General features: G+C 73.9%; 21 protein-coding genes. 11 read left to right on the top strand and 10 right to left on the bottom strand.

The features are described from left to right. Position 1: 1 nt before the first annotated feature. Positions 2 to 1,219, bottom strand: coding sequence for a threonine--tRNA ligase (thrS, locus tag CLT72_RS26920; RefSeq protein WP_101415409.1), 1,218 nt, complete (start codon positions 1,217 to 1,219; stop codon positions 2 to 4). A gap of 529 nt (positions 1,220 to 1,748) precedes the next feature. Between thrS and CLT72_RS26915 the strand changes: the two genes are divergently transcribed. Then, a complete protein-coding gene (locus CLT72_RS26915) occupies positions 1,749 to 2,399 on the top strand; it encodes a DedA family protein (RefSeq protein WP_101414143.1) in 651 nt (216 codons plus the stop codon). 48 nt (positions 2,400 to 2,447) lie between these two features. Here the strand turns inward: CLT72_RS26915 and CLT72_RS26910 are convergent, their stop codons facing one another. After that, positions 2,448 to 3,851 carry an NAD(P)H-quinone dehydrogenase gene (locus CLT72_RS26910; protein ID WP_101414142.1) on the bottom strand — a complete coding sequence of 468 codons (1,404 nt, stop codon included), beginning with the start codon at positions 3,849 to 3,851 and terminating at the stop codon, positions 2,448 to 2,450. A gap of 165 nt (positions 3,852 to 4,016) precedes the next feature. Here CLT72_RS26910 and CLT72_RS26905 point away from each other — a divergent pair, with 165 nt between their 5' ends. Continuing rightward, complete coding sequence (locus CLT72_RS26905; RefSeq protein WP_101414141.1) at positions 4,017 to 4,472, top strand: gamma-glutamylcyclotransferase family protein; 456 nt, start codon at positions 4,017 to 4,019, stop codon at positions 4,470 to 4,472. A 90-nt stretch (positions 4,473 to 4,562) separates the two neighbouring features. On the opposite strand, the gene CLT72_RS26900 is transcribed toward CLT72_RS26905, so the two are convergent. Genes CLT72_RS26900 through CLT72_RS26885 form a run of 4 tightly spaced genes read right to left on the bottom strand, consistent with a single transcriptional unit; the run spans position 4,563 to position 7,950 of the window. Further along, positions 4,563 to 5,525, bottom strand: coding sequence for a GNAT family N-acetyltransferase (locus CLT72_RS26900; RefSeq protein WP_101414140.1), 963 nt, complete (start codon positions 5,523 to 5,525; stop codon positions 4,563 to 4,565). 58 nt (positions 5,526 to 5,583) lie between these two features. Continuing rightward, entirely contained in the window at positions 5,584 to 6,327 is a 744-nt protein-coding gene (locus CLT72_RS26895) for an SCO6745 family protein (RefSeq protein ID WP_101414139.1), read from the bottom strand. A 37-nt stretch (positions 6,328 to 6,364) separates the two neighbouring features. Further along, the gene (locus CLT72_RS26890; RefSeq protein WP_101414138.1) at positions 6,365 to 7,315 is read right to left on the bottom strand and encodes a hypothetical protein; all 951 of its coding nucleotides are present in this window, start codon (positions 7,313 to 7,315) and stop codon (positions 6,365 to 6,367) included. A 5-nt stretch (positions 7,316 to 7,320) separates the two neighbouring features. Continuing rightward, complete coding sequence (locus tag CLT72_RS26885) at positions 7,321 to 7,950, bottom strand: MBL fold metallo-hydrolase (RefSeq protein WP_101414137.1); 630 nt, start codon at positions 7,948 to 7,950, stop codon at positions 7,321 to 7,323. A 116-nt stretch (positions 7,951 to 8,066) separates the two neighbouring features. On the opposite strand from CLT72_RS26885, the gene CLT72_RS26880 reads away from it, so the two are divergent. Continuing rightward, positions 8,067 to 9,053: a DUF4349 domain-containing protein gene (locus CLT72_RS26880; protein ID WP_101414136.1), complete on the top strand. Its 987-nt coding sequence runs from the start codon at positions 8,067 to 8,069 to the stop codon at positions 9,051 to 9,053. Here CLT72_RS26880 and CLT72_RS26875 read toward each other — a convergent pair. Both CLT72_RS26875 and CLT72_RS26870 read right to left on the bottom strand, forming a co-directional pair. Continuing rightward, entirely contained in the window at positions 9,010 to 10,269 is a 1,260-nt protein-coding gene (locus CLT72_RS26875; RefSeq protein WP_089002045.1) for an amidohydrolase, read from the bottom strand. The two genes, CLT72_RS26880 and CLT72_RS26875, sit on opposite strands and share 44 nt — an antisense overlap. A 707-nt stretch (positions 10,270 to 10,976) precedes the next feature. Then, a complete protein-coding gene (locus tag CLT72_RS26870) occupies positions 10,977 to 12,560 on the bottom strand; it encodes a methylmalonyl-CoA mutase family protein (RefSeq protein ID WP_101414135.1) in 1,584 nt (527 codons plus the stop codon). Positions 12,561 to 12,773: 213 nt separating this feature from the next. On the opposite strand from CLT72_RS26870, the gene CLT72_RS26865 reads away from it, so the two are divergent. Next, a complete protein-coding gene (locus CLT72_RS26865) occupies positions 12,774 to 14,942 on the top strand; it encodes a serine/threonine-protein kinase (RefSeq protein WP_101414134.1) in 2,169 nt (722 codons plus the stop codon). Between the two features lie 47 nt (positions 14,943 to 14,989). Next, positions 14,990 to 16,714, top strand: coding sequence for a phospho-sugar mutase (locus CLT72_RS26860; protein WP_101414133.1), 1,725 nt, complete (start codon positions 14,990 to 14,992; stop codon positions 16,712 to 16,714). A 174-nt stretch (positions 16,715 to 16,888) separates the two neighbouring features. Here the strand turns inward: CLT72_RS26860 and CLT72_RS26855 are convergent, their stop codons facing one another. Together CLT72_RS26855 and upp are read right to left on the bottom strand one after the other, a co-directional pair. After that, complete coding sequence (locus tag CLT72_RS26855; RefSeq protein ID WP_089002049.1) at positions 16,889 to 17,566, bottom strand: GOLPH3/VPS74 family protein; 678 nt, start codon at positions 17,564 to 17,566, stop codon at positions 16,889 to 16,891. 77 nt (positions 17,567 to 17,643) lie between these two features. Next, positions 17,644 to 18,276, bottom strand: coding sequence for a uracil phosphoribosyltransferase (gene upp, locus CLT72_RS26850; protein ID WP_101414132.1), 633 nt, complete (start codon positions 18,274 to 18,276; stop codon positions 17,644 to 17,646). A gap of 133 nt (positions 18,277 to 18,409) precedes the next feature. Between upp and deoC the strand changes: the two genes are divergently transcribed. From deoC to CLT72_RS26820, 6 genes are all read left to right on the top strand, one after another. Beyond that, positions 18,410 to 19,369 (top strand): deoxyribose-phosphate aldolase, encoded by a 960-nt coding sequence (deoC, locus tag CLT72_RS26845; protein WP_101414131.1) that lies wholly within the window; start codon positions 18,410 to 18,412, stop codon positions 19,367 to 19,369. A gap of 6 nt (positions 19,370 to 19,375) precedes the next feature. Then, positions 19,376 to 20,806 carry an aldehyde dehydrogenase family protein gene (locus CLT72_RS26840; protein WP_101414130.1) on the top strand — a complete coding sequence of 477 codons (1,431 nt, stop codon included), beginning with the start codon at positions 19,376 to 19,378 and terminating at the stop codon, positions 20,804 to 20,806. Continuing rightward, a complete protein-coding gene (locus CLT72_RS26835; RefSeq protein WP_101414129.1) occupies positions 20,799 to 21,623 on the top strand; it encodes an aldehyde dehydrogenase family protein in 825 nt (274 codons plus the stop codon). Before CLT72_RS26840 ends, CLT72_RS26835 begins: the two co-directional genes overlap by 8 nt. Before the next feature lie 98 nt (positions 21,624 to 21,721). Beyond that, complete coding sequence (locus tag CLT72_RS26830; protein WP_101414128.1) at positions 21,722 to 22,180, top strand: BlaI/MecI/CopY family transcriptional regulator; 459 nt, start codon at positions 21,722 to 21,724, stop codon at positions 22,178 to 22,180. 10 nt (positions 22,181 to 22,190) lie between these two features. After that, on the top strand, positions 22,191 to 23,096 hold the full coding sequence (locus CLT72_RS26825; protein ID WP_101414127.1) for a M56 family metallopeptidase: 906 nt from the start codon (positions 22,191 to 22,193) through the stop codon (positions 23,094 to 23,096). Positions 23,097 to 23,336: 240 nt separating this feature from the next. Next, positions 23,337 to 24,614, top strand: a complete 1,278-nt coding sequence (locus tag CLT72_RS26820) for a cytochrome ubiquinol oxidase subunit I (RefSeq protein ID WP_250101875.1) — start codon at positions 23,337 to 23,339, stop codon at positions 24,612 to 24,614. Positions 24,615 to 24,619 lie beyond the last annotated feature (5 nt).

Here is a 24,619-nt window from a genome sequence, read left to right as displayed (position 1 = left end):
CTCAGCCGGCCGGCAGCAGGGTCGGGGCGCGGTCGGCCACCACCGCGCCGATCAGCCCCAGGGCGTCGGCGGCGGGCATCGGGTCGAGGGTCCGGCCGCCGCGCAACCGCAGCGCGACCGCGCCCCCGGCCGCCTCACGGGGGCCGAGGACGGCGGCGTACGGGACCCGGGCCCGGGCCGCGTCGCGGATGCGGGAGCCCAGCGAGCCGGCCCCGTCGACCTCGACGCGCAGCCCCGCGGCCAGCGCGTCGCGGGCGAGCCGGGCCGCCGCGTCGGCCTGGCCGTCCCCGACGGGCAGCACCACGAGCTGCACCGGGGCGTACCAGGCGGGGAAGGCGCCCTCGTGCACCTCGATCAGGTACGCGAAGAGCCGCTCCATGCTGCCGACGAGGCTGCGGTGCACCATCACGGGTCGACGCCGCGCCCCGGACGCGTCGGTGTACGACAGGTCGAACCGCTCCGGTTTGTCGAAGTCGAGCTGGACGGTGGAGAGGGTGGACTCCCGCCCGGCGGCGTCGCGCACCTGGACGTCGATCTTCGGACCGTAGAACGCGGCCTCCCCCGGCGCCTCGGTGAACTCCACCCCGTCGAGCGCGGCGCGCAACAGCTCCTCGGCCCGCGCCCAGCCGGCGTCGTCCCCGACGTAGCTCTCCCCCGGCCCGCGCAGCGACAGCCGGAACCCCGCCGGCCGTACGCCGAGCGCGGCGTGCGCCTCGCGGATCAGCCGCAGGATCTCGGCGACCTCCTCGCCCACCTGCTCCAGGGCGCAGAAGTTGTGCGCGTCGTTGAGCGAGATGGCCCGCACCCGGGACAGCCCGCCGAGCACCCCCGAGCGCTCGGCCCGGTACATGCCGCCCAGCTCGGCGATGCGCAGCGGCAGCTCCCGGTAGGAGCGGCCCCGGGCCCGGAACACGAGCGCGTGGTGCGGGCAGAGCGAGGGACGCAGCACGAACTCGTCGTCGGCGGAGAGCCGCATCGGCGGGAACATGTCGTCGGCGAAGTAGCCGAGGTGGCCGGAGCGTTCGAAGAGTTCCCGCCGGCCCAGCGGCGGGGTGACGACGTGCCGGTAGCCGGCCCGGCGTTCCAGCTCGCGGACGTACTCCTCGACGGCGTGCCGGGCGGCGGCGCCCGCCGGCAGCCAGAGCGGCAGCCCGGCGCCGGCCAGCGGGTCGGAGTCGAACAGCTCCAGCTCCCGGCCGAGCCTGCGGTGGTCGATCATGTGGCGCTCCTTGATCGGGTACGACCCGGAGGCGACCCGGTCACCGGACGCCACGAGGCCCCGGGGCGGATCGCCCCGGGGCCTCGTCGACGGTCAGGTCAGTGCGGCGCGCCGGGGTCTCCCGGCGTCGTGGTGGATACCGCACTGCGCATGCGGCGACGGTACGCCCCCGCCCGGGGCGACCGCAGCCGGATATTCCGGGCGGTCCGGGAAGGCGCGGGTCGGCGCGCCGGACGGGACGTGGGTGGGCCGCCGGCACGGGACCTGCCGGCGGCCCGCGGCGGCCGCACCGTCGGAAACGGGGGACCCGACGGTCGTGGGGCCGCGCGCCGACAACGGTACGCCCGGCCGATGCGATCCGCCGACCCTCGGCGGTACGCGGATCCGTCACCTCCGACGGTGTCCGCTCGTTGCACCTGGTGGCCCTGCCGTGTCGGTGGTCACCAGGAGCCAGGGTCGCGCCCCGGGACGTCGGACGACCAGTCAGGCTCGGTACCCGCAATCGGCCCCGTCCGGCGAGGTGGCAGTCGTGCCCGAACTACTCACTGAGATCGCGTCGCCGGCCTGGGCGTACGTCGTACTGCTCGCGCTGCTGGTCGCGGACGCCTTCGTCCCCGTGATACCCACCCAGGTCGTCATGATCACCGGCGGCGCCCTCACCGTGTACGGCGGGCTGAACCTGCCGGTGACCATCGCCGTCGGCGCGCTCGGCGTCTTCGTCGGGGACCTGGCCTGCTACCTGCTCGGGCGGGGCGCACCGGACCGCCGGGCACCGCGCGACGTGCAGCGGGGCCGGGCCCGGCGGGTCGCCAACCGGGTCACCCGGGGGCTGCGCCAGCCCGGGCCGCTCGTGATCCTGCTCTGCCGCTTCGTGCCGGGCGGCCGGATGGCGGCCTGCTTCTCAGCCGGCCGCAGCCGGTACCCGTACCGGCTCTTCGTGCTCTACGAGGGCCTGGCGGCGATCGGCTGGGCCACCTACGGCGGGCTGGTCGGGCACCTCGGCGGGACGGCGCTCACCGAGTCGGCGTGGCGGCTGGCGCTGATCGCGGGGCTCGCGGCGGCCGGCTTCGCGGCGGCGGGCTGGGCGATGACCGTCGTCGGCGCCCGGCGGGCCGCGGACCCGGTGGCGGTGGTGCCGGTCGTCGTCACGGCCCGCACGGACGCGCCCGGGGCGGAGTGACCGGCCGCGCCGGTCGCCGGGGTGGCCCGGGCGGCGCGGCCGGTGCGGTCACTCCAGCTCGTGCAGCATGAGCTGGCGGGCGGCCTCGGTGATGGAGCCGGAGAGGCTCGGATAGATCGTGATGGTCTGGGCCAGCTCGTTGACCGTGAGGTTGTTCTCCACCGCCATGGTGATCGGCAGGATCAGCTCGCTGGCCTTCGGCGCCACCACGACGCCGCCGACCACCTGGCCGCTGGCCGGGCGGCAGAAGAGCTTGACGAAGCCGTCGGCGAGGTCGTCCATCTTCGCCCGGGCGTTGCCGTCCAGCGCGAGCATCACCTGCCGGGCCGGCACCTTGCCCGCGTCGACCTCGTCCTGCGAGACGCCCACGGTGGCCAGCTCCGGGTCGGTGAACACGTTCGCCGCGACGGTACGCAGCCGCAGCGGCCGGACCGCCTCGCCGAGCGCGTGCCACATCGCGATCCGGCCCTGCATGGCGGCCACGCTGGCCAGGGGCAGCACGCCCGTGCAGTCGCCAGCGGCGTAGATGCCGGGCACGTTGGTCCGGGAGACCCGGTCGACGGTGACGTAGCCGCCCCGGGCCAGCGCGACGCCGTACTCGGCGAGGCCCAGGTCGGCGGTGTTGGGGATGGAGCCGACCGCGATGAGGGCGTGGGAGCCGGCCACCCGGCGGCCGTCGGAGAGTTCGACCTCCACCCCGTCGGCGGTACGCCGGACCGCGTCCGCCCGCGAGTTGTTCAGGATGCTCATGCCCCGGTTGCGGAAGACCCGCTCGATCGCCATCGCCGCGTCGGCGTCCTCGTGCGGCATCACCCGGTCGCGGCTGGAGACCAGGGTCACCTGCACGCCCATGGCCAGGTAGGCGCTGGCGAACTCCGCGCCGGTGACGCCGGAGCCGACCACGATCAGGTGCTCGGGCAGCTCCGGCAGGTCGTACACCTGGCGCCAGGTCAGGATGCGCTCACCGTCGGGGACGGCGGTGGGCAGTTGGCGCGGGGTGGCGCCGGTGGCGATGAGCACGGTCGACGCGGCGATCGACTGCTCCTCGCCGCCGTCGGTCGGGGTGACGAGCACCCGGTGGGTGTGGCCGAGGGTGTCCTCGCCGAGGCGGGCGGTGCCCGGCACGAAGGTCACCCCGGCCTTGACCAGCTTGGCGTGGATGTCGGCGGACTGGGCGAGCGCGAGGCGCTTGACCCGCTCGTGCACCGCGCTGGCGTCGACGGTGACGGCCTCCAGCCCGTCGGAGTGCACCCCGAACTCCTCGGTGTCCCGGTAGCCGGTGACCACCTCGGAGCTGGCGATGAAGGTCTTCGACGGTACGCAGTCGGACAGCACGCAGGCCCCGCCGGCGCCCTCGGCCTCCACGACGGTGACATCAGCGTCCAACTGCGCGGCGACCAGGGCCGCCTCGTAGCCGGCCGGTCCACCGCCGATGATCACGATCCGGCTCACAGTGCCATCCTTTCGTTCGCGGCTGCGGGGCTCCGCTCCGCTGCACTCCTCGCGCTCACCGTGCCCGCCCCCGACCAATGCTCACAGTGACTTTCTTCTCCCGAACGCGTCCGACACGCTCTGTCGTATTCTCCCCCACCCCGTGGGCGGGCTATCGTCATCGCCGTGCGTCATCACGCCGCCTACGGCTCAAACCTCGACCCCGCCCGCATGCGCGCCTACTGCCCGCATTCGCCGATGGTGGGCACCGGCTGGCTGGAGGGCTGGCGGCTCACCTTCGCGGGCGAGGACGTGATCGGCTGGGAGGGCGCGGTCAGCACGGTCGTCGAGTCCCCCGGCGACCGGGTGTTCGTGGCGATCTACGACATCCACCCGTACGACGCCGCCCAGCTCGACGAGCTGGAGGGGGTGGCCGCCGGCACGTACCGCAAGCTGCACGTGCGCGTCTCCACCCTCGACGGCGAAGTGACCGCGTGGATCTACGTCTTCGACGGGTACGAGGGCGGGCTGCCCACGGCGTGGTACCTCTCGGAGATCGCGAACGCCGCCGAGAAGGCGGGCGCGCCGGACGACTACGTCACCGAGCTGCGGTCCCGCCCCACCGGCACCGCGTCGGCCTGACGCCCCTCGTCGGCCCAGCGCGTATCCCACGGCCCCAGTCTGCTCCGGCACCGGGCGGAGCCTCCAGCCGCCCCCGGCCGGCGTCGTCAATCACACACCGGCGGCCGGTACGACCAGCTCGTACATGTCGACCCAGCGCACCTCGCCGAGCCCCACCGACCGGTAGAGCGAGAGCGGGGCGGTCGGGTTCGTCAGGTCCACCCCGAGGCCGGCCGAGGCCCGGCCCTTCGCCGCGTACCGGGCGAACGCGTGGTGCAGCAGGGCCGCGCCCACGCCCCGGCGCCGCTGCCCGGGCAGCACGGCGAGGTTCTTGACCCAGCCCTCGTTCCGGTCGAGCCCCTGGTCGGACGACTGGAGGATGCCCGCCGGCTCCCCGTCGACCTCGGCGACGAACCACTCGTCCCAGGCCGGGTCGGCCCCGATCCGGGCCCGCCACAGGTCGAAGCCGAGCGGCTCGTAGTCGGGGATGTCGCGGAAGGAGGTGTCGTAGATCCGGTGGAAGTCACGCAGATCCGACTCGTCGCCGGGGCGCAGCGGACGGACCGTCACCCCCGCCGAGGGTGCCGGCGGCTCGGCGGGCAGCCCCGCCAGCGACCGGCTCATGACCTGGTAACGCTTGACGAAGCCGAATCCCGCGTCGAGCAGTTCCTCGGCCCACCGCCGCTCGGGCGGGTACGCGGGGCTGCGTACCGTCAGGGCCGGCAGACCGCGCTCGGCGGCCCGCCCGGCCACCCGGTCCAGCTGCCGGGCCAACAGCGACGCCCGCACTGCGGCGCCCCGCTCCGGGTCGACGAAGACGTCGACGAACTCCCGACCCACCCCGCCCGGGTTGTCCAGCATCGCCCACGCCACGAGCGTGCCGTCCGGCTCGGCCACCACCCAGGAGTCCCGTTCCGGGTCGACGTTCGGCGCGGTCAGCGCGTCACGCACGTCCTCGGCGGTGAAGTCCGGGTAGCCGAGGGTGAAGGTGTCGGCGGCGTGCACCACCGCCAGGATCGCCGGTACGTCGTCGAGGGTGGGTCGGCGGGCCTGCCAACCGGCGGGGAGAGTCACGGAGGCGATCCTGACAGCCGGGCCGTCGAAGCGCCGCCGAATTTCCGGCCGCGGCGGCTCAGCCCGCGTCGGCCAGGTGGGCCCGGGTCGCGGTGAGCAGCTCCACCAGCTCGGCGCCGTCCGCCGGGCCGAGCGCCGCGAAGGCCGGCGCGGCCAGCCGGTCGGTCACCGCCTGGGCCCAGAGCCGCCGCCGGACCAGCGGCCCGACCGGGGGGTACGGCGGCGGCCAGCCGCAGGCGACCGCACCCGCCTCGCCGTCCGGGCCGGCGAGTACGGCCTCCAACGGCGTCATCCCGCTGGCCCGGACCGCGATCAGGTGCGCGCCGGCGAAGTGCTCCCGGAGCAGGCGCAGGCCGACGGCCGCCCGGGCGCCGGCCGTGCGGACCGGCACCGGCATGGCCCGCCAGGCAGCGAAGAGCGGCATGCCGCTGGCGTCCGCGGCGTCGACGGCACGGCCGAGCAGGGCGGCGAGCCGGCTCACCCCGGAAAGGGGGTCGAGCCGCTCCTCGCCCCACCGGCAGCACTCGGCCAGGGTGGCGGCGGCCACCTCGACCGGCGGGACGACCCGCCGGGCCGCGTCCCAGCCGTCGGCGACGGCGTCGGGGGCCAGGAAGCCGAGGGCGGCGGCGACCGTCTCCGCGCGGACGTCCCCGAGGGCGCCGGCCCGCCCGGTGACGTAGAACGCCCAGCCGGAGATGCCGAGCAACCGCGCCCGGCGCAGGGTGGTCGGGCAGCGGGTGAAGAGGTCACCGAGTTCCAGCACGACCGGCTTGCTGGCCGCCGCCACCTGTTCCGGCGTCATCCGCACGCTCCCCGGTCGCCCCGCCCGTCCACAAGGGTCAGTCTGCCGCGCCGACGTCCGCGTCGGCATCCCCCTCCTCGGCGTCGAGCGCCTCCACCGCCGCCTCCACCTCGCCGGCGCGGCGGCGGGCGGCGGTCACGGTCCGCTCCGCTCCGCGCCGCGCCAGCCTCGCCCGGCTCAGGTCCTGCTCGGCGACGGCCCGGCGGCGCTCCAGCTCGGCCAGTTCCGCCTCGATCGCGTCCAGGGCGGCGACGCCGTCGCGCTCGGCCGCCGTCGCGCCCGTCAGCTCCGCCTCGGCCCGTTTGTGATCGGTACGCGCCCTCGCCAGCTCCTTCTCCAGCGCCCGCCGCCGGCGTGCCCGCTCCGCCCGGGCGGCCCGCTGCGCCTGCTCGGCGCGGAGCGCGGACCGGTCGGCGTCGGGCCGCTGCTTCCCGGCCGGCTCGGGGCGGGGTGCCGGTTCCGGCTCCTCCCCGCCGGTCACCAGCCGCAACTGCGGGCGGGGCACCTCCCCGAAGCCGGCGTAGGTGGCGGCCTTCAGCAGCCGGCCGGAGCGGACCTGCTCGGCGACGTCGGTGTCGGCGAGCGCCGCGTTGAGGGTGGCCTCCACCTCGGCCAGCGGCAGTTTCCCGGCCGACGGGGCCCCCTCCGCCCCGGCCGCGAGCTTGCGCACCTCGGCGACGAGCGCGGCGACCACAGCCCGCCGCTGGGTGGAGAGTTCCCGCAGCCGGGGCCCGCGCAGCTCGCGTTGGGCGGTGCGTAGCGCCTCGGCGAGCTGGGCCAGGTCGGCGACCAACTCGGGGCGGCGGATGGCGAGCAGGTTGACCAGCCAGGCGGCCACGGTGGGCCGGCGCAGCCGGGCGATCTCCCGCGCGCCCTTCGGGTCGCCGGCGCTGCGGGCCTCGGCGACCGCCTCGTCGCGGATCGCGACGAACCGGTCCGGCGCGGTGGTGTAGAGCCGGTGCACCAGCTCTCGGGACGGGCCGGGCATCGCCGTCAGGCGTCGATCCGGGTGCCCGGTTCAAGCCGGCGGTAGTCCACTTCGGACATTTTGGTGAAGTTGCCGTTGAGCACGTTGAGCCCGTTGTCGTTGAGCAGCCCGTCGTGCAGCGCGTACGCCCGGCGCGGGGCGACCGCCCGGAGGAAGTCCAGCGACTCGGAGAACTTCGTCCACGGGGCGTGGATCGGCAGGAAGAGCGTGTCGACCTGGGTGTCCTCGGGGACCACCAGGCTGTCCCCGGGGTGGTAGACCACGTCGTCCAGGAGGTACGCCAGGTTGTCCACGACCGGGATGTCGGGGTGGATCACGGCGTGCCGGCCGCCGTAGGCGCGTACCGGCACGCCGGCGGCCGTGAACGACTGTCCCGGTCGGACCGCGTCGAGCGCCTCGGCGGCGTCACCGAGGGTGCCGGCCAGCGACGCCGGACCGTGGATGACGAACCGACGCCGGTCGAGCTGCCGGCTGACCGCCTCGACGTCGACGTGGTCGGGGTGCTCGTGGGTGATGAGCACCGCGTCCGCCCCGTCGAGCGCCGCCGCCTCGCTGAACACGCCCGGGTCGATGACCAGCACTCCCCCGTCGTGCTCCACCCGCAGGCAGGAGTGGGCGTACTTGGTGAGCTGCATCGTGACTCCAAGATTATCGAATCGTGACGTCCTGAGCGCAGTCTGCCGGAACCGACGTGGTGACGCGTCACGTCTGAGGTATCGCCCCACACGGGGGCGAGGACGATGGAGGCGGGATGGACGTAGGGGGACGGCGACGTCGGGGCGTACGGCTGACGGCTGCCGCTCTGGTCGCGCTGCTCGCGCTGGCGGGCTGTGGCAGCGACGCGGGCGACAACGCCGACAGCGCGCCGGCGGCGGCCCCGGCGGAGCGGGACCAGGCGGGCGGCGCGGCGGACCAGGCGGGCGGCGCGGCCGAGCCGGGCGCCGGCAAGGCCGAGCCGGGTGCCGGCGCCGGTGCGCCCGACCTGCGGGTCGACCAGCGGTCCATCATCTACACCGGCACGATGCGCGTGCAGGTGGAGGATGTGGACGACGCGGCGCGCAGCGCGATCGCCACGGTCACGGCGGCCGGCGGTTTCGTCGGCGGCGACCAGCGCCGCAGCGCCGACGCGGACGCGCGGGCCGAGCTGGAGCTGCGGGTGCCGGCGGCGAAGTTCCACGGCGTCGTCGAGGATCTGGCGAGGCTGGGCCGGCAGCAGCGGCGGGAGATCCGCACCGAGGACGTCACCGAGCAGATGGTCGACCTGGACGCGCGGATCACCACCCAGCGTGCCCGGGTGGAGAGCGCCCGCAGGCTGCTGGCGAAGGCGACCTCGATCAGCGACCTGGTGTCGCTGGAGAACGAGCTGTCCCGGCGGGAGGCGGACCTGGCGTCGCTGGTGGCGAAGAAGGAGCGGCTGGCGGACCTGACCAGCCTGTCGACGATCACCGTGTCGCTGGTCGGTCCGGATGCGAGCACCGCCGACGAGGAGACCGAGGTCGGCTTCATGGTGGGGCTCAGGGGCGGCTGGAAGGTCTTCCTGACCTCGATGACCGTCCTGCTGACGGTGCTCGGCGCGGTGCTGCCGTGGCTGCTGGTGATCGGCGTACCGCTGACGGTGCTGCTGGTGGTGCTGCGCCGGCGGCGGCGCACGGGCCCGCCGCCGGCGATGCCGGGCGGACCGGCGGCGCCGCTGCCTACCGGGCCGCCGCCAGTGCCCGCAGCGCGGTCTGGACCATGAGCCGTACGCCGACAGGGATGGCCCGTTCGTCCACGTCGAACGAGGCCCGGTGCAGGTCCACGTTCGGGCCGGAGCGGCCGACACCCAGCCGGGCGAGCGCGCCGGGGACGTACTCCAGGTACCAGGAGAAGTCCTCGCCGCCCATGCTCTGCGGGGTCTCGGCCACGCCCTCCGGCCCGAGCGTGGCGGTGGTGGCGCCGGTGAGGACCTGGATGGCGCGGGAGTCGTTGCACACCGGCGGGCGGCCCCGCAGGTATTCGAGGTCGACGGTGGCCCCGGTCGGGGCGACGACGTCGCGGACGACCTGACCCACGATCTTGGGGGCCAGCTCCCAGGTGTCGCGGTCCATCACCCGCAGGGTGCCGGACGCGGACGCCTCGGAGGGGATGACGTTGTAACGGGTGCCGGCCGAGGCGTGGCCGAAGACCAGCAGCAGCCCGCTGTTGGCCGGCACCCGGCGGCTGACCAGCGCCGGCACCTCGGTGATCAGGCGGCCCAGGGCGTCGACCAGGTCGACGGTCAGGTGCGGGCGGGCGGTGTGCCCGCCGGGGCCGGTGAGCCGGACGGTGACGTTGTCGGCGGCGGCGGTGATCGGGCCGACCCGCAGGCCGATCTGCCCGACCGGCAGGTTGGGGTCGCAGTGCAGCGCGAAGATCTGCACCACGTCGTCCAGGCCGCCGGCCTCGATGACCTCAAGCGAGCCGCAGGGCAGGATCTCCTCGGCGGGCTGGAAGATCAGCCGGACCCGGCCGGGCAGCTCGCCCAGGTCGGCGAGCTGGGCGAGCAGCATGCCGACGCCGAGCATGACGGTGGTGTGCACGTCGTGACCGCAGGCGTGGCAGACGCCGTCCACCGTGGAGCGGTACGGCACGTCCTTCGAGTCGGTCAGCGGCAGGGCGTCGATGTCGGCGCGCAGCGCGACGACCGGCCCGTCGGGGCGCCCGTCGATGTCGCAGATGACCCCGTTGCCCTTCGGCAGCAGCCGCGGCCGCAGCCCGGCCAGGGTGAGCTCCCGGGCGATCAGGGCGGCCGTCTCGAACTCCTCGCCGGAGAGCTCCGGGTGCGAGTGGAGGTGGCGACGGGTGGCGATCAGCCCGGGCACCCGGAGGGCGAGCAGGTGGTCCAGCTCGAACGGCAGGGGCTGGGACCCGGACGGCGCCTCCGGCCAGGACGACGCCAGCTGGTTGCCGGTGGGCAGCGTCAACGCACTCGTCACGTCGAATTCTCGTTCGCTAGAGATGGATGGATCATCAGGAACAGCAGACAGCCTAGACCTCCGACGGTGACGCTGCGCAACGTCGTTCTGGTAGCCGTCGGACCGCGCAGCGTCACGTATGCCCTGCTCGGAGCGCTCGTAGATCTGCGGGACAGCAGGTAGATCGCGGTCGAACGCCGTCATCTGCCACCCACCTCCTACAACGCGTAATCGGCCCGGCCGTCGCGAAATCGATGCCGATCGCAGAGGCCGCTTTTCCGAATTGTCGCATTAGTCGGTCACGTCGACGGACACTCCGACAATTACCCGACCTTCGCCCGAGCGAGGGCACCCGAGACGGTCACACACCCCGTTGCCGACCAACCGCACACCGTGTGCGTCCACGTCCACCCGGTCGGGTTACCCCCGAACCCGTCCGGCACACGCCGTGGCCGGTGGGCCACGTCGCCCCGCACCGCGCGCGCAGCCATCGGCTGCGTCGCCGGGGCCGCTCCACGCGCCCGCGCCGCCGATGGGCGGCCAGGGTCTCCTCCGACTGTAGCGCTCCTCCTCGCAGGCCCGCGACCAGCAGGAACGCGCCGTGGGCGGGTCGTTACCCGCACGTGCACCGGCCGGTTACGGCCAGGGGTGAAACGGTGCCGCACCGACGCCGACTCCCCGCCCGCCCCCGGCGCGGCGGGAGGGCGGACGGCCGTCGGGCGACGTGATCAGAACCGGTCGCTCGGGCGGTACAGCCCCCACACCTGGCGCAGGGTGCCGCAGACCTCGCCCACGGTGGCGCGGGCCCGCAGCGCCTCCTTCATCGGGTAGAGCACGTTCTCCGTGCCCTCGGCGGCGGCCCGCAGCTCCGCCAGCCCCCGCTCGACCGCCCCGGCGTCGCGCTCGGCACGCAGCCGGGCCAGCCGCTCGGCCTGCGCCGCCTCGATCGTCGGGTCCACCCGCAGCGGCTCGTACGGCTCCTCCTCGTCGACGGTGAACCGGTTGAGGCCCACCACCACCCGCTCGCCGGAGTCGATCTCCTGCGCGATCCGGTACGCGGACTGCTCGATCTCCCGCTTCTGGAAGCCCGCCTCGATGGCGTCGACCGCCGAGCCGTGGTCGGCCACCCGCTCCATCAGCTCGGTCGCCGCCGCCTCGATCTCGGCGGTCATCGCCTCCACCACGTACGAGCCGGCGAACGGGTCCACCGTGGCGGTCAGGTCCGTCTCGTACGCCAGCACCTGCTGGGTGCGCAGCGCCAGCCGGGCCGCCTTCTCGGTGGGCAGCGCGATCGCCTCGTCGAAGCTGTTGGTGTGCAGCGACTGGGTCCCGCCGAGCACCGCGCCGAGGCCCTGCACCGCCACCCGGACCAGGTTGACCTCGGGCTGCTGGGCGGTGAGCTGCACGCCCGCGGTCTGGGTGTGGAAGCGCAGCATCATCGACTTCGGGTTCTTGGCGCCGAAGTCGTCGCGCATCAGCCGGGCCCAGATCCGGCGGGCGGCCCGGAACTTGGCCACCTCCTCCAGCAGGGTGGTGCGGGCGACGAAGAAGAACGACAGCCGGGGCGCGAAGTCGTCCACGGCCAGGCCGGCCGCCAGCGCGGCCCGAACGTACTCGACGCCATTGGCCAGGGTGAACGCGATCTCCTGCGCGGGCGACGCGCCGGCCTCGGCCATGTGGTAGCCGGAGATGGAGATCGTGTTCCACTTCGGCACCTCCTTGCGGCAGTAGCCGAAGGTGTCGGCCACCAGCCGCAGCGAGGGCTTCGGCGGGAAGATGTACGTCCCCCGGGCGATGTACTCCTTGAGGATGTCGTTCTGGATCGTGCCGTTGAGGGCCGAGCCGGCGACCCCGTTCTCCTCGGCCACGAGCTGGTAGAGCAGGAGCAGCACCGACCCCGGCGCGTTGATGGTCATCGACGTCGAGACCTTGTCGAGCGGGATGCCGTCGAAGAGCATCCGCATGTCGTCGATCGAGTCGATGGCCACCCCGACCTTGCCCACCTCGCCGTGCGCGATCGGGTCGTCGGAGTCGTAGCCCATCTGCGTCGGCAGGTCAAAGGCCACGGAGAGACCCATCGTGCCGGCCCGCAACAACTGGTGGTACCGCGCGTTGGACTCGGTGGCGGTACCGAAGCCGGCGTACTGGCGCATGGTCCACGGGCGGGAGGTGTACATGGTGGGGTAGACCCCGCGCGTGTACGGGAACTCGCCCGGTCCGCCGAGCCGGGAGTCCAGTTCCTCCGGAAGGTCCGCCGCCGTGTAGACGCCCTTGATCGGAAAACCGGACTCGCTTGACCGCGGTTCGCTCATTAGCGGATGGTAGGACGCGCGACGGCGTCGGCGGGTGAGGGATACCGCACACCGGTCGACGCGTCGACGGGCATCGACGAGAGGTGAGCGCTCGGACACGTACCGTCCAGTTCGACAAACGTCCGCCGCGTCGGGTTTCGCATCGGGCGTCGGAACCAGCAAGATAGGGGGGTTGTGTCCCAGCCCCCCTCGAATTCCCCCGGTGGCTTTTCTGTGACTCAGATCCCGACGTGGAGCGGCGGACCAGTCAGTTCCCCCAACGGACGCGCGACGCCCGGCACGACCATCGGCGACCGCTACTCGCTGCGTTCGGCGGTGGGCAACGGCGGCATGGGCACGGTCTGGCGTGCCACGGACACACTCCTGCGGCGGGACGTGGCCGTCAAGGAGGTCGTCCTGCCCCCGGGGCTGGCCCCCAGCGACCGCGACGCCATGTACGAGCGCACCCTGCGCGAGGCCCGCGCGGCGGCGGCGATCCAGCACCCGGCCGTCGTCCAGGTCTACGACGTGGTCACCGAGGGCGGCCGGCCGTGGATCGTGATGGAGCTGCTCGACGCCCGCAGCCTCGCCGACATGGTGATCGAGGACGGGCCGGTCGCGCAGCGGGTGGTCGCCAAGATCGGCATCGCGCTGCTCGGCGCGCTGGAGGTGGCGCACGCGATCGGCGTGCTGCACCGCGACGTCAAGCCGGCCAACGTGCTGATCTGCGCCGACGGGCGCTGCGTGCTGACCGACTTCGGCGTCGCCCGGATGCCCACCGACGTGCAGCTCACCACCCCCGGGATGGTGCTCGGCTCGCCGCACTTCATCTCCCCCGAGCGCGCGATGGGCCAGGAGTTCGGCCCGCCGAGCGACCTCTTCTCGCTGGGCGTCACGCTCTACACGGCGGTGGAGGGGCGGCCCCCGTTCGACAAGGGCGACCCGATCGAGACCATGCACGCCGTGGTCGAGGACCCGCCCGCCCCGCCGCAGCGCAGCGGGCCGCTGGCCCGGGTGCTGATGGGGCTGCTGGAGAAGGACCCGGCCCGCCGGCTCGACGTGCACACCGCCCGGGCCATGCTGCGCGAACTGCTCGCCGGCCCGCTGACCAGCAACGCCGCCGCGGTGAACTCGGTGACCGATCCCTACTCCGTGGTGCCGGTGCAGCGGCCCGTGCCGACCCCGCCGGCCGCCCAGCCGGAGCAGCCGAAGCCGAGCGGGCAGATCGGCGGCCGGGCGATGCTCAACCCCGGCGAGTCGCTCACCGACCGGCTGGCGGCGCTGCGCCGGGGCGAGCGCCCCGCGCAGGCCGCCCTCGCCGCGAGCCCCGCCGCGATGGACGACACCAGCGCCGACGCCCTGGCCGGGCCGCTGCACACCCCCACCGGCGCAATGCCGGCGCCGGGTGGCCCCACCCCGGCCGGCCGCACCTACGGCGGCGCCGAGGCGACCCAGCGGATGGGGTCCGGCGGTTCGGACGCGACCCAGCAGCTGCGCACCAACGCCGCCGGCCTGGTCGGCTTCAGCGGCCCGACGGAGGCGACCCCGCGGGTGAAGGCGGGCACGCCCACCTTCGGGCCCCCGCCGGAGGCCACCCAGCGGGTGACCGCCGGCACCCCCGTCTTCGGCGCACCGCCGCCCGAGGCGACCCAGCAGCTCGGCGGGACGTACGGCGGCGGCCAGTGGTCCGTGCCCGGCACCGGCCAGGCGTGGGCGACCCCGGCCACCGCGCCGGCCACGGGCGGCTCCGGCGGCGGCTTCGCCGGTCGGGTCGGCACCGTCGGCAACCAGCTCGTCGGCACGGTCAAAGGCTGGCCGCGCAAGGTGCAGCTCGCCGCCGCCGGTGGGCTGGCCGCGCTGCTGCTGATCGGGGCTGTCGCCCTGTTCACCGGCGGCGACGACCCGGCACCCACCGTCCCGCAGGCCGCCCCGACCTCGCAGGCCCCGGCCGCCGGCGTGCCCGAGATGAAGGAGCACACCGGCAAGGGCGTGCGCGTCATGGTGCCGCAGGGCTGGGAGGTCAAGAGCGCCGGCGTGTGGGTGGACTACGTCGACCCGGAGGACGAGGGCCGCAAGGTCCGGATCCTGGTGGAGGACTTCCGCACCACCTCCATGCGCTGGGCGGAGGTCGCCGAGGACACCCTGAAGAACCGTTCCAAGTCCTGCGCCAAGCCGTACGCCCAGCTCGCCATGAACGAGGTGCAGTGGGTCGGCAAGGCGGCGGCCGAGTTCGAGTACACCTGCGGCGAGGGCGAGGCCAAGCGGCACGGCGTGTGGCGCGGCGTGGTCCACGAGGGCAAGGTCTACTCGTTCTACCTGACCTCGACCGACGCGAAGTTCGCCGACAGCAAGCCGATCTTCGACGAGATGGTGAAGTCGTTCCAGCTCACCGAGGCCGGCTGAGCCCGGGGGACGCGCGGTGGTGATCCGCCGGCGTGCTATCAAGAGACATGCCGGCGGAAACCACTGACATCGACGACATTCGCGAGCGAGCGCGGCGCTGGCTCGACGACGATCCCGACCCGGCCAGCCGGGCGGAGCTGCGGGCGGTGCTCGACCGCCTGCCGGCGAGCGCCCCGGAGCTGGCCGACCGGTTCGCCGGCCCGCTGACCTTCGGCACCGCCGGGCTGCGCGGCCCGCTGCGCGCCGGCCCCAACGGGATGAACCTCGCGGTGGTCACCCAGGCCGCCGCCGGGCTGGTCGGCTGGCTCGCCGCCCAGGGCGGCACCGGTCCGCTGGTGATCGGGTACGACGCCCGGCACGGTTCCCGCGAGTTCGCCGAGCGCACCGCCCAGGTCGCCACCGGCGCGGGACGCCCGGCGCTGCTGCTGCCCCGTCCCCTGCCCACCCCCGTGCTCGCGTACGCGGTGCGCCACCTCGGGGCGGTCGCCGGGGTGATGGTCACGGCCAGCCACAACCCGCCGCAGGACAACGGCTACAAGGTCTACCTCGGCGCAGAGCTGGGCGGGACGCTGGGCGCGGGCGCCCAGATCGTGCCGCCGGCCGACGCCGGCATCGAGGCCGCGATCCGGTCGGTCGGGCCGCTGGCCGAGGTGCCGCTCGGCCCGGCCGGGCAGGTGCTCGGCGACGACCTGGTGGCCTCCTACGTGCAGCGGGCCACCGCCGTCATCGACCCGGGCGGCCCACGCGACCTGGCGGTGGCGTACACGCCGCTGCACGGGGTGGGCGCGGCGGTGCTCACCGCGGCGTTCGCCAGCGCGGGCTTCCCCGTGCCCGGTGTGGTGCCCGAGCAGGCCGAGCCCGACCCCGCGTTCCCGACCGTCTCCTTCCCCAACCCGGAGGAGCCGGGGGCGGTGGACCGGCTGGTCGCGCTGGCCGAGGCGACCGGCGCGGACATCGCCATCGCCAACGATCCCGACGCGGACCGCTGCGCCGTGGCCGTCCGGGACACCGCCCGGGCGGCGAGCGCGGGCGGCGAGGTCGCCGGCCCGGCCCAGCCGGACGCGGCCCCGCCCGGCTGGCGGATGCTGCGCGGCGACGAGGTGGGTGTGCTGCTGGCCGACCACCTCATGCGGCGCGGCGTGACCGGGCTCTACGCCACCACGATCGTGTCGTCGTCCCTGCTGCGGGCGATGTGCGCCGCCCGGGGCCTGCCGTACGACGAGACGCTGACCGGGTTCAAGTGGATCGTGCGGGCCGGCGGCGGGGCCGAGCCGCTGGTCTTCGGCTACGAGGAGGCGCTCGGCTACTGCGTCGCCCCCGAGCACGTACGCGACAAGGACGGCATCACCGCCGCGCTGACCGTCGCCGAGTTGGCCGCCGGGCTCAAGGCGCGGGGACTCACCCTGACCGACCGGCTCGACGAGCTGGCCGCCGAGTTCGGCGTGCACCACACCGACCAGCTCTCGGTACGGGTGGACGACCTGCGGCTGATCGCCGACGCGATGGCCCGGATCCGGGCCGCCACCCCCACCACGCTGCTCGGCCAGCCGGTCACCGAGGCACAGGACCTGCTCCCCGAGGCCGACGTGGTGATCCTGCGTACCGGCACCGCCCGGGTGGTGATCCGCCCCTCGGGCACCGAGCCGAAGCTCAAGGCGTACCTGGAGGTGGTGGAGCCGGTGGCGGACGGCGACGTCGCCGCAGCCCGCGCCCGCGCCACCGACGCGGTAACCACCCTCCGCAAGGAAATGGCCGCAACCCTGGGCCTCTGACCCACCCTGCCCCGTCCCCCGGCCCACCCACCCCGTCCCCGCCACGTTGATCATGAGGTTAGCGGCACTGGAAAGCGCTTCCCCGGCCCGCCAACCTCACGATCGACGGGGTGTCGGGGGGGTGCGGCCGGATGGGTGGGGTGGGGTGGGGTGGGGTGGTTCAGCCGGGGGGGGTCAGCGGCGGGGGCCCAGGGCGGCGTCGACGGCGCGGCCCAGGGCGGCCACGACGAGGCCGACCGAGGGGCGGACCACGGAGTCGTCCAGGCTGACGGTGCCGGAGAAGCCGGCGCCGCCGGCGATCTCCTCCAGCCGCTGCCGGGCCTCCCGCGCCGCGTCACCGGTCAGGCCGAGAGCCGGCTCCATCCGCAGCACCGCGACCAGGGTGGCCAGCGCGGCGGTCCGCTCGTCGGGCAGTTCGCCGCTGGCCAGTGCCTCGGCGAGCCGGCGTCGGGTGTCCGCCTCGACGGCGGGGTCCACCGTCGGGTAGCGGTGCACGTGGATGAAGCCCAGCTCGGTCTCGTCGACGTCACGCACCACGCCCTGGGCGCACAGGTCGCCGAGGATCTTGTCGCGCAGGCCGTGCCGCAGCCGCTGCACCCACGACGAGGGGCTGTGCGGCGTGTCGGCCGCCATGCGGGCGAGGACCCCGTCGACGAGCGGCTCGCCGGTGGGCGTCGGGTCGACCACCGTCAGGGACCCCGCGGAGTACGCGATCCGCCCGGCCAGGGCCAGTTCGATCAGCACCGCGGCGGCCATCCCCAGGTCGAGGCTGATCCGCGGCATGGTCGCCTTGCCGGTCTCGTCGTCGTACGCGAGGAGAAGCAGCTCTTCGGCGAGCGCAACACCAGTCATGGCCGGAGACGGTAGCGGCTGCGCGCATCCCGCGCACGGACTCGCGCACGGATTCACGCGCAGCCGCGCGACGGACCTCAGAAGCGGGGCATGCCACCGAACTGGCGGTCGCCGGCGTCGCCGAGCCCCGGCACGATGAACATGCGGTCGTTGAGCCTCTCGTCGATGGAGGCGGTGACCAGGCGCAGCGGCAGGCCGGAGCACTCCAGCCGCTCGATGCCGACGGGCGCGGCGAGCACGCAGAGCACCGTGATGTCGGTGCACCCGCGGTCGGCCAGCAGCCGGCAGCAGTGCTCCAGCGAGCCGCCGGTGGCGAGCATCGGGTCGAGCACCAGCACCGGCAGGCCGCTCAGGTCGCGCGGCAGCGACTCCATGTAGGCGCGCGGCTCGTACGTCTCCTCGTCGCGGGCCAGACCGACGAAGCCCATCGAGGACTCCGGCAGCAGGCCGAGCGCGGCGTCGGCCATGCCCAGGCCGGCCCGCAGCACCGGTACGAGCAGCGGCGGATTGGCCAGCCGGGTGCCCTCGGTGCCGGTGACGGGGGTCTGCACCGGGTACTTCTCGACGGGGAAGGAGCGCGCGGCCTCGTACACCAGCATGGTGGTGAGTTCGTGCAGCGCCGCCCGGAACGAGGAGGAGTCGGTGCGCGCGTCCCGCATGGCGGTCAGCCGCGACTGGGCGAGCGGATGGTCAATGACGTGTACGTCCACGATCGCTCAACCTACCGGTCGCCCCGCTCCCGCACTGCGGGTGCGGCCGGACCAGCGACCTCGCTCACCACGCGCGCTCCCGACGGCACCGTGACCAAGATCACTGTCGGGTCGGGTGCGTAGACTTCGGGCCATGACGGCGACAGCGACGTCGGCCCGGTCGGAGCTCTCCGAGTTGGGACGATCCGAGACCGCTCTGCGGACCTTCCTGCACGGCCTGCCCGGCGTGGATCAGGTCGGCGCGGAGCAGCGGGCGGCACAGCTCGGCACCCGCTCCATCAAGACCACCGCCAAGGCCCAGGCCATCGACCTGGCGATCCGGATGGTCGACCTGACCACCCTCGAAGGGGCCGACACCCCCGGCAAGGTGCGGGCCCTCGCGGCCAAGGCACTGCGCCCCGATCCGGCCGATCCGTCCTGCCCGCACGTCGGCGCGGTCTGCGTCTACCCCTCGATGGTCCCGCACGTGGCCGAGGTGCTCGCCGGCTCCGGCGTGCACCTGGCCAGCGTGGCGACCGCCTTCCCGTCGGGCCAGGCCCCGCTGGAGGTCAAGCTCGCCGACACCCGGGCGGCCGTGGCGGCCGGCGCCGACGAGATCGACATGGTGATCAACCGGGGCGCGTTCCTGGCCGGGCGCTACTCCGAGGTCTACGACGAGATCGTGGCCACCAAGGAGGCCTGCGGGGACGCCCACCTGAAGGTGATCCTGGAGACCGGTGAGCTGGCCACGTACGACAACGTGCGGCGCGCCTCCTGGCTGGCGATGCTGGCCGGCGGCGACTTCATCAAGACCTCCACCGGCAAGGTCCCGGTCGCGGCCACCCTCCCGGTGACCCTGGTGATGCTGGAGGCCGTACGCGACTTCCGGGCGGCCACCGGCCGGCAGGTCGGCGTGAAGCCGGCCGGCGGCATCAAGACCACCAAGGACGCCATCAAGTACCTGGTGATGGTCAACGAAACCGTCGGCGCGGACTGGCTGGACCCGGACTGGTTCCGCTTCGGCGCCTCCAGCCTGCTCAACGACCTGCTCATGCAGCGCACCAAGCTGACGACCGGCACCTACTCCGGTCCCGACTACTTCACCCTGGACTGAGAGCCGATGTTCGAATACGCACCCGCCCCCGAGTCCCGCTCGGTGGTGGACCTCAAGGCCTCCTACGGGCTCTTCGTCGACGGTGACTTCGTCGACCCGGCCGACGGCGGCACGTTCAAGACGGTCAACCCGGCCTCCGAGGAGGTGCTCGCCGAGGTCGCCGAGGCCGGCGCGCAGGACGTGGAACGCGCCGTCCGCGCCGCCCGGGCCGCGTACGAGAAGGTCTGGGGCCCCATGCCGGGCCGGGACCGGGCGAAGTACCTGTTCCGGATCGCCCGGATCATCCAGGAGCGCTCGCGCGAGCTGGCCGTGCTGGAGTCGCTGGACAACGGCAAGCCGATCAAGGAGTCCCGCGACGTCGACCTGCCGCTGGTCGCCGCGCACTTCTTCTACTACGCCGGCTGGGCCGACAAGCTGGAACACGCCGGCTTCGGCCCCGGTCCGAGGCCGCTGGGCGTGGCCGCGCAGGTCATCCCGTGGAACTTCCCCCTGCTGATGCTGGCGTGGAAGATCGCCCCGGCGCTGGCCGCCGGCAACACGGTGGTGCTGAAGCCGGCCGAGACGACCCCGCTGACCGCGCTGCTCTTCGCCGAGATCTGCCAGCAGGCCGACCTGCCCGCCGGCGTGGTGAACATCGTCACGGGCGCCGGCGACACCGGCCGCGCGCTGGTGGAGCACCCGGGCGTGGACAAGGTCGCCTTCACCGGCTCGACCGAGGTGGGCCGGGCCATCGCCCGCGCCGTGGCCGGCACCCGCAAGAAGCTCACCCTGGAGCTGGGCGGCAAGGCGGCAAACATCGTCTTCGACGACGCCCCCGTCGACCAGGCCGTCGAGGGCATCGTCAACGGCATCTTCTTCAACCAGGGGCACGTCTGCTGCGCCGGCTCGCGGCTGCTGATCCAGGAGAACGTCGCCGACCGGGTGCTGGAGTCGCTGAAGCGGCGGATGGCCCAGCTGCGCGTCGGCGACCCGCTGGACAAGAACACCGACATCGGGGCGATCAACTCGGCCGCGCAGCTCGCGCGGATCCGGGAGCTGTCCGACGCCGGGTCCGCCGAGGGCGCCGAGCGCTGGTCGCCGTCGTGCGAGCTGCCGGAGCGCGGCTTCTGGTTCGCCCCGACGATCTTCACCGGGGTCACCCAGGCACACCGGATCGCCCGCGAGGAGATCTTCGGCCCGGTGCTGTCCGTGCTGACGTTCCGCACCCCGGCGGAGGCCGTCGAGAAGGCCAACAACACGCCGTACGGGCTGTCGGCCGGGATCTGGACCGACAAGGGCTCCCGGATCCTCTGGATGGCCGACCGGCTGCGCGCCGGCGTGGTCTGGGCCAACACGTTCAACAAGTTCGACCCCACCTCGCCGTTCGGCGGCTACAAGGAGTCGGGCTACGGTCGCGAGGGCGGCCGGCACGGGCTGGAGGGCTACCTCAATGTCTGAGCGGGTCGCGGTACGCAAGACGTACAAGCTCTTCATCGGCGGGAAGTTCCCGCGCAGCGAGTCGGGACGGTCGTATCTCGTGCAGGACGCGAATGTCTCCCTGGCCTCCCGCAAGGACGCGCGGGACGCCGTCGTCGCCGCCCGCGCCGCCGTGAAGGGCTGGGCCGGGGCGACCGCGTACAACCGGGGTCAGATCCTCTACCGGGTCGCCGAGATGCTGGAGGGCCGGCGCGAGCAGTTCGTCGCCCTCGGCGTGCCCGGCGACGAGGTCGACGCGGCCGTGGACCGCTGGGTCTGGTACGCCGGCTGGGCCGACAAGCTCCCCCAGGTGTACGGCGGCGCCAACCCGGTCGCCGGGCCGTACTTCAACCTGTCGGCGCCCGAGCCGACCGGCGTGGTGGCCGTGGTCGCCCCCGAGTCCCCGGCGCTGCTCGGCCTGGTCAGCGTGATCGCCCCGGCGATCGTCACCGGCAACACCGTGGTGGTGGCGACCTCGCCGACGCAGCCCCTGGCGGCGGTGACGCTGGCCGAGGTGCTCGCCACCTCCGACCTGCCCGGCGGCGTGGTCAACCTGCTCACCGGGCGGATCGCCGAGACCGTGCCGGCGCTGGCGGCCCACATGGACGTCAACGCCATCGACCTGACCGGGGTGACCGACGCCGAGCTGGCGGTGGAGCTGGAGGTCAAGGCGGCGCAGAACCTCAAGCGGGTGCTCCGGCCGGCCCCGGCCGACCACGACTGGTCCGCCGACCCGGGCATGACCCGGATGACCACCCTGCTGGAGACGAAGACGGTCTGGCACCCCAAGGGGGTGTGACTGTTCTGTCCTGGGGTTTTCCGGGGGAGCCCCGCCCGCTCCGGGCGGGGCGGGCGTGCGGGGCGGGGCGGGTCTACTACCGGGGGTAGGATTGCGGCGTGACTCGGCTTGGTGATCTCGAACGCGCGGTGATGGACGTCTTGTGGGACTCGGTCCCGGGCACCTCGGACGGGATCACCGTGCGCGAGGTGGCCGACGCGCTGGACGGACGCGAGCTGGCGTACACGACGGTGATGACCGTGCTGGACCGGCTCGCCGGCAAGGACATGGTGCAGCGCGAGCGGGAGGGGCGGGCCTGGCGTTACCGAGCCGCCGCCAGCCGTGAGGCGTACATCGCCCAGCTCATGCTCGACGCCCTCGACCTCGGCGGCAGCCGCGACGCCGCGCTGGTGCGCTTCGCCCGCTCGGTGACCGGCACCGAGGCCGAGGTGCTGCGCGCCGCCCTCGGGGCCGAGGCCGGGGCGACCGGGCACGACGGGAGCGCGCTGACCGGCCGGGTCGAGGCGCCGTCGGTCGACGGCCTGCCGCCCCGGTCCGACAAGGCAGCGGACAGGTAGGGCGGCGGTCGTGGCGTACGCCCTGCACTTCGCCGCGTCGATGCTGGCCTGCTGGCTGACCGCGCAGGTGCTGTCCCGCTCCACCTGGACGTGGCGCAGCCCCCGCGTGGCGATCGTCTGCTGGCAGGCGGTCGGGCTGGCCCTCGGGCTCTCCGCCATGGGCGTGCCGATCGCGCTGGGCCTGGCCGCCTACGACCGCCCGACCGGCAGCGCGCTGGTCGCCCTCGCCACGGACCTCGCCCATGGCACCCTGCCCGTCGGGCTGGGCGCGCCGCACCTGGCCGCCGTCGGGGTGGGCCTCGGCATCGGCGCGGTCCTGCTGGCCACGACCGTCCGCAGCATCCACGGCACCGTACGCGCCCAGCGCCGGCACCGGGACCTGCTCGCCCTGGTCGCCCGGCGCGACCCGACGGTGCCCGGGGCGCTGGTGCTCGACCACCCGGGCGCCGCGGCGTACTGCCTGCCGGGGATGCGGCCCCGGGTGGTGGTCAGCGCGGGCGCCCTCGACCTGCTGGACCCCGCCGAGTTGGCGGCCGTGCTCGCCCACGAGCGGGCGCACGCCCAGGAACGCCACGATCTGGTGCTGCTGCCGTTCACCGCGCTCAGCCGGGCGCTGCCGTGGTTCGCGTGGGTCCGCGAGGCGCACGACCGGGTCGCCCTGCTGGTCGAGATGCGGGCCGACGACAAGGCCCGGGAGGCGCACGCCGACGCGCCGCTCGCCGGCGCCCTGCGCCGCTTCGCCGCCGCCGGCAACCGGATCACTCCGGCGGGCGCCCTCGGGGTGGGCGACCGGGATCTCGACGTACGGGTGCAGCGGCTGCTGGTCGCCGGCCGGCCGCCCCGGCTGCTCGGAACCGCCGCGCTGACCGTGGCGACCACCGTGGCCGCCCTGCCGGTCTCCCTCTTCCTGAGCTGACTCCGGGCCGGCCCCGCGCCGCCTGCGGGCGGCCTTCCCGGGACTCGGTCCACCCTTACGGCATCGGTAGTTACCGCTGCGTGGAGCGCGTCCCGCCATGCTGGACGACGCCAGCCCGGGTGGCGACGCGACCCGCCCGTCGCTCCTCCCCCCACAGCTACTACAAGTCGTCGTAGGATCCACTACGACGGGCCATAGTAGTTATGTGTAGGCAATCTACGTGTAGGCTCGCTACGACAAGTGAGCCAACCGTACGGAGAGCCGGCCATGGACACCCTGCTGCTCGCCCGCCTGCAGTTCGCCACCACCACCTCGATCCACTTCCTCTTCGTGGTGGTCACCCTCGGCCTGGTGACCCTGCTGGTCTATCTCCAGACCGCCTCGGTGATCACCAACAAGCCGGTCTACGAGCGACTGACCAGGTTCTGGGGCCAGCTCTACGTGATCAACTACGTCCTCGGGATCGCCACCGGCATCGTGATGGAGTTCCAGTTCGGGCTGAACTGGAGCGGCCTGTCGCGCTACGTCGGCAACGTCTTCGGCGCGCCCCTGGCCATCGAGACGCTGGTCGCCTTCTTCCTGGAGTCGACGTTCCTCGGCATGTGGATCTTCGGCTGGCACCGGCTGCGCCGGGGCGTCCACCTCGCCCTGCTCTGGGGCGTCGCGATCACCGCGTACGCCTCGGCGTTCTGGATCATGGTGGCCAACGCCTGGTTGCAGAACCCGGTCGGCCACGAGGTACGCGACGGGGTCGCGCACCTCACCGACTTCTCCGCGCTGCTGGACAACCCCACCTTCCGCATGGCGTTCGGGCACGTCGTCACGGCGGCGCTGCTGGTCGGCGGGATGCTGATGGCGGCGGTCAGCGCGTGGCACCTCCTCCGGCGCACCGACGACTTCGCGCTGCACCGCAAGGGGCTGCGCATCGGCCTGATCACCTCGGCGGTGGCGATCTTCTTCGTGCAGGGCTTCGGCTTCGCCCAGTTCTTCGCGATCAGCGACGTGCAGCCCACCAAGTTCGGCGACGACCCCGCCGCCGCGCCGCTGATCGCCGAATGGACCGCCCGGTTCGGCCCCGGCGACTACACGCCGCCGGCCCTCGCCGACGTCGGCCTCGGCTTCATGATCCTGATCGGGTTCACCCTCGGCCTGCTCTGGCTGATGCTTCCGCTGCTGTGGCGGGACTGGATCATCCGGCTGCGCGTCCCGCTGTGGATCCTCCAGTTCGCCCTGCCGCTGCCGTTCGTCGCGGTCATCCTCGGCTGGATCGCCCGCGAGGTCGGCCGCCAGCCCTGGGCCGCGTACGGGCTGCTGCCCGTGGAGCAGGCCGTGTCGCCGGTCAGCCCCTGGCTGATGCTCACCTCGCTGATCGGCTTCAGCCTGCTGCTCGGCACCCTCGCCGTCACCAACTGGGTGCTGCTGGCGCGGCACGCCGCCCGGGGGGCCCACGACCCGGCCCTGGGCCGGCAACCGGACCAGCCGCCGGCCGACCCCCACCCCGAGCCCGCCTTCGCCTGAGGAGA

This window comes from Micromonospora sp. CNZ309 (assembly GCF_002846525.1).
This window is presented reverse-complemented; position numbering and strand designations above follow the sequence as displayed.

Bases quoted from the DNA above. Each gene is read 5' to 3' on its own strand.
- CLT72_RS26855 (WP_089002049.1), bottom strand. From the start codon at position 17,566: ATGACTGGTGTTGCGCTCGCCGAAGAGCTGCTTCTCCTCGCGTACGAC.
- CLT72_RS26835 (WP_101414129.1), top strand. From the start codon at position 20,799: ATGTCTGAGCGGGTCGCGGTACGCAAGACGTACAAGCTCTTCATCGGC.
- CLT72_RS26880 (WP_101414136.1), top strand. From the start codon at position 8,067: ATGGACGTAGGGGGACGGCGACGTCGGGGCGTACGGCTGACGGCTGCC.
- thrS (WP_101415409.1), bottom strand. From the start codon at position 1,219: ATGATCGACCACCGCAGGCTCGGCCGGGAGCTGGAGCTGTTCGACTCC.
- CLT72_RS26870 (WP_101414135.1), bottom strand. From the start codon at position 12,560: ATGAGCGAACCGCGGTCAAGCGAGTCCGGTTTTCCGATCAAGGGCGTC.
- CLT72_RS26885 (WP_101414137.1), bottom strand. From the start codon at position 7,950: ATGCAGCTCACCAAGTACGCCCACTCCTGCCTGCGGGTGGAGCACGAC.
- CLT72_RS26860 (WP_101414133.1), top strand. From the start codon at position 14,990: ATGCCGGCGGAAACCACTGACATCGACGACATTCGCGAGCGAGCGCGG.
- CLT72_RS26895 (WP_101414139.1), bottom strand. From the start codon at position 6,327: ATGACGCCGGAACAGGTGGCGGCGGCCAGCAAGCCGGTCGTGCTGGAA.
- CLT72_RS26840 (WP_101414130.1), top strand. From the start codon at position 19,376: ATGTTCGAATACGCACCCGCCCCCGAGTCCCGCTCGGTGGTGGACCTC.
- CLT72_RS26890 (WP_101414138.1), bottom strand. From the start codon at position 7,315: ATGCCCGGCCCGTCCCGAGAGCTGGTGCACCGGCTCTACACCACCGCG.
- deoC (WP_101414131.1), top strand. From the start codon at position 18,410: ATGACGGCGACAGCGACGTCGGCCCGGTCGGAGCTCTCCGAGTTGGGA.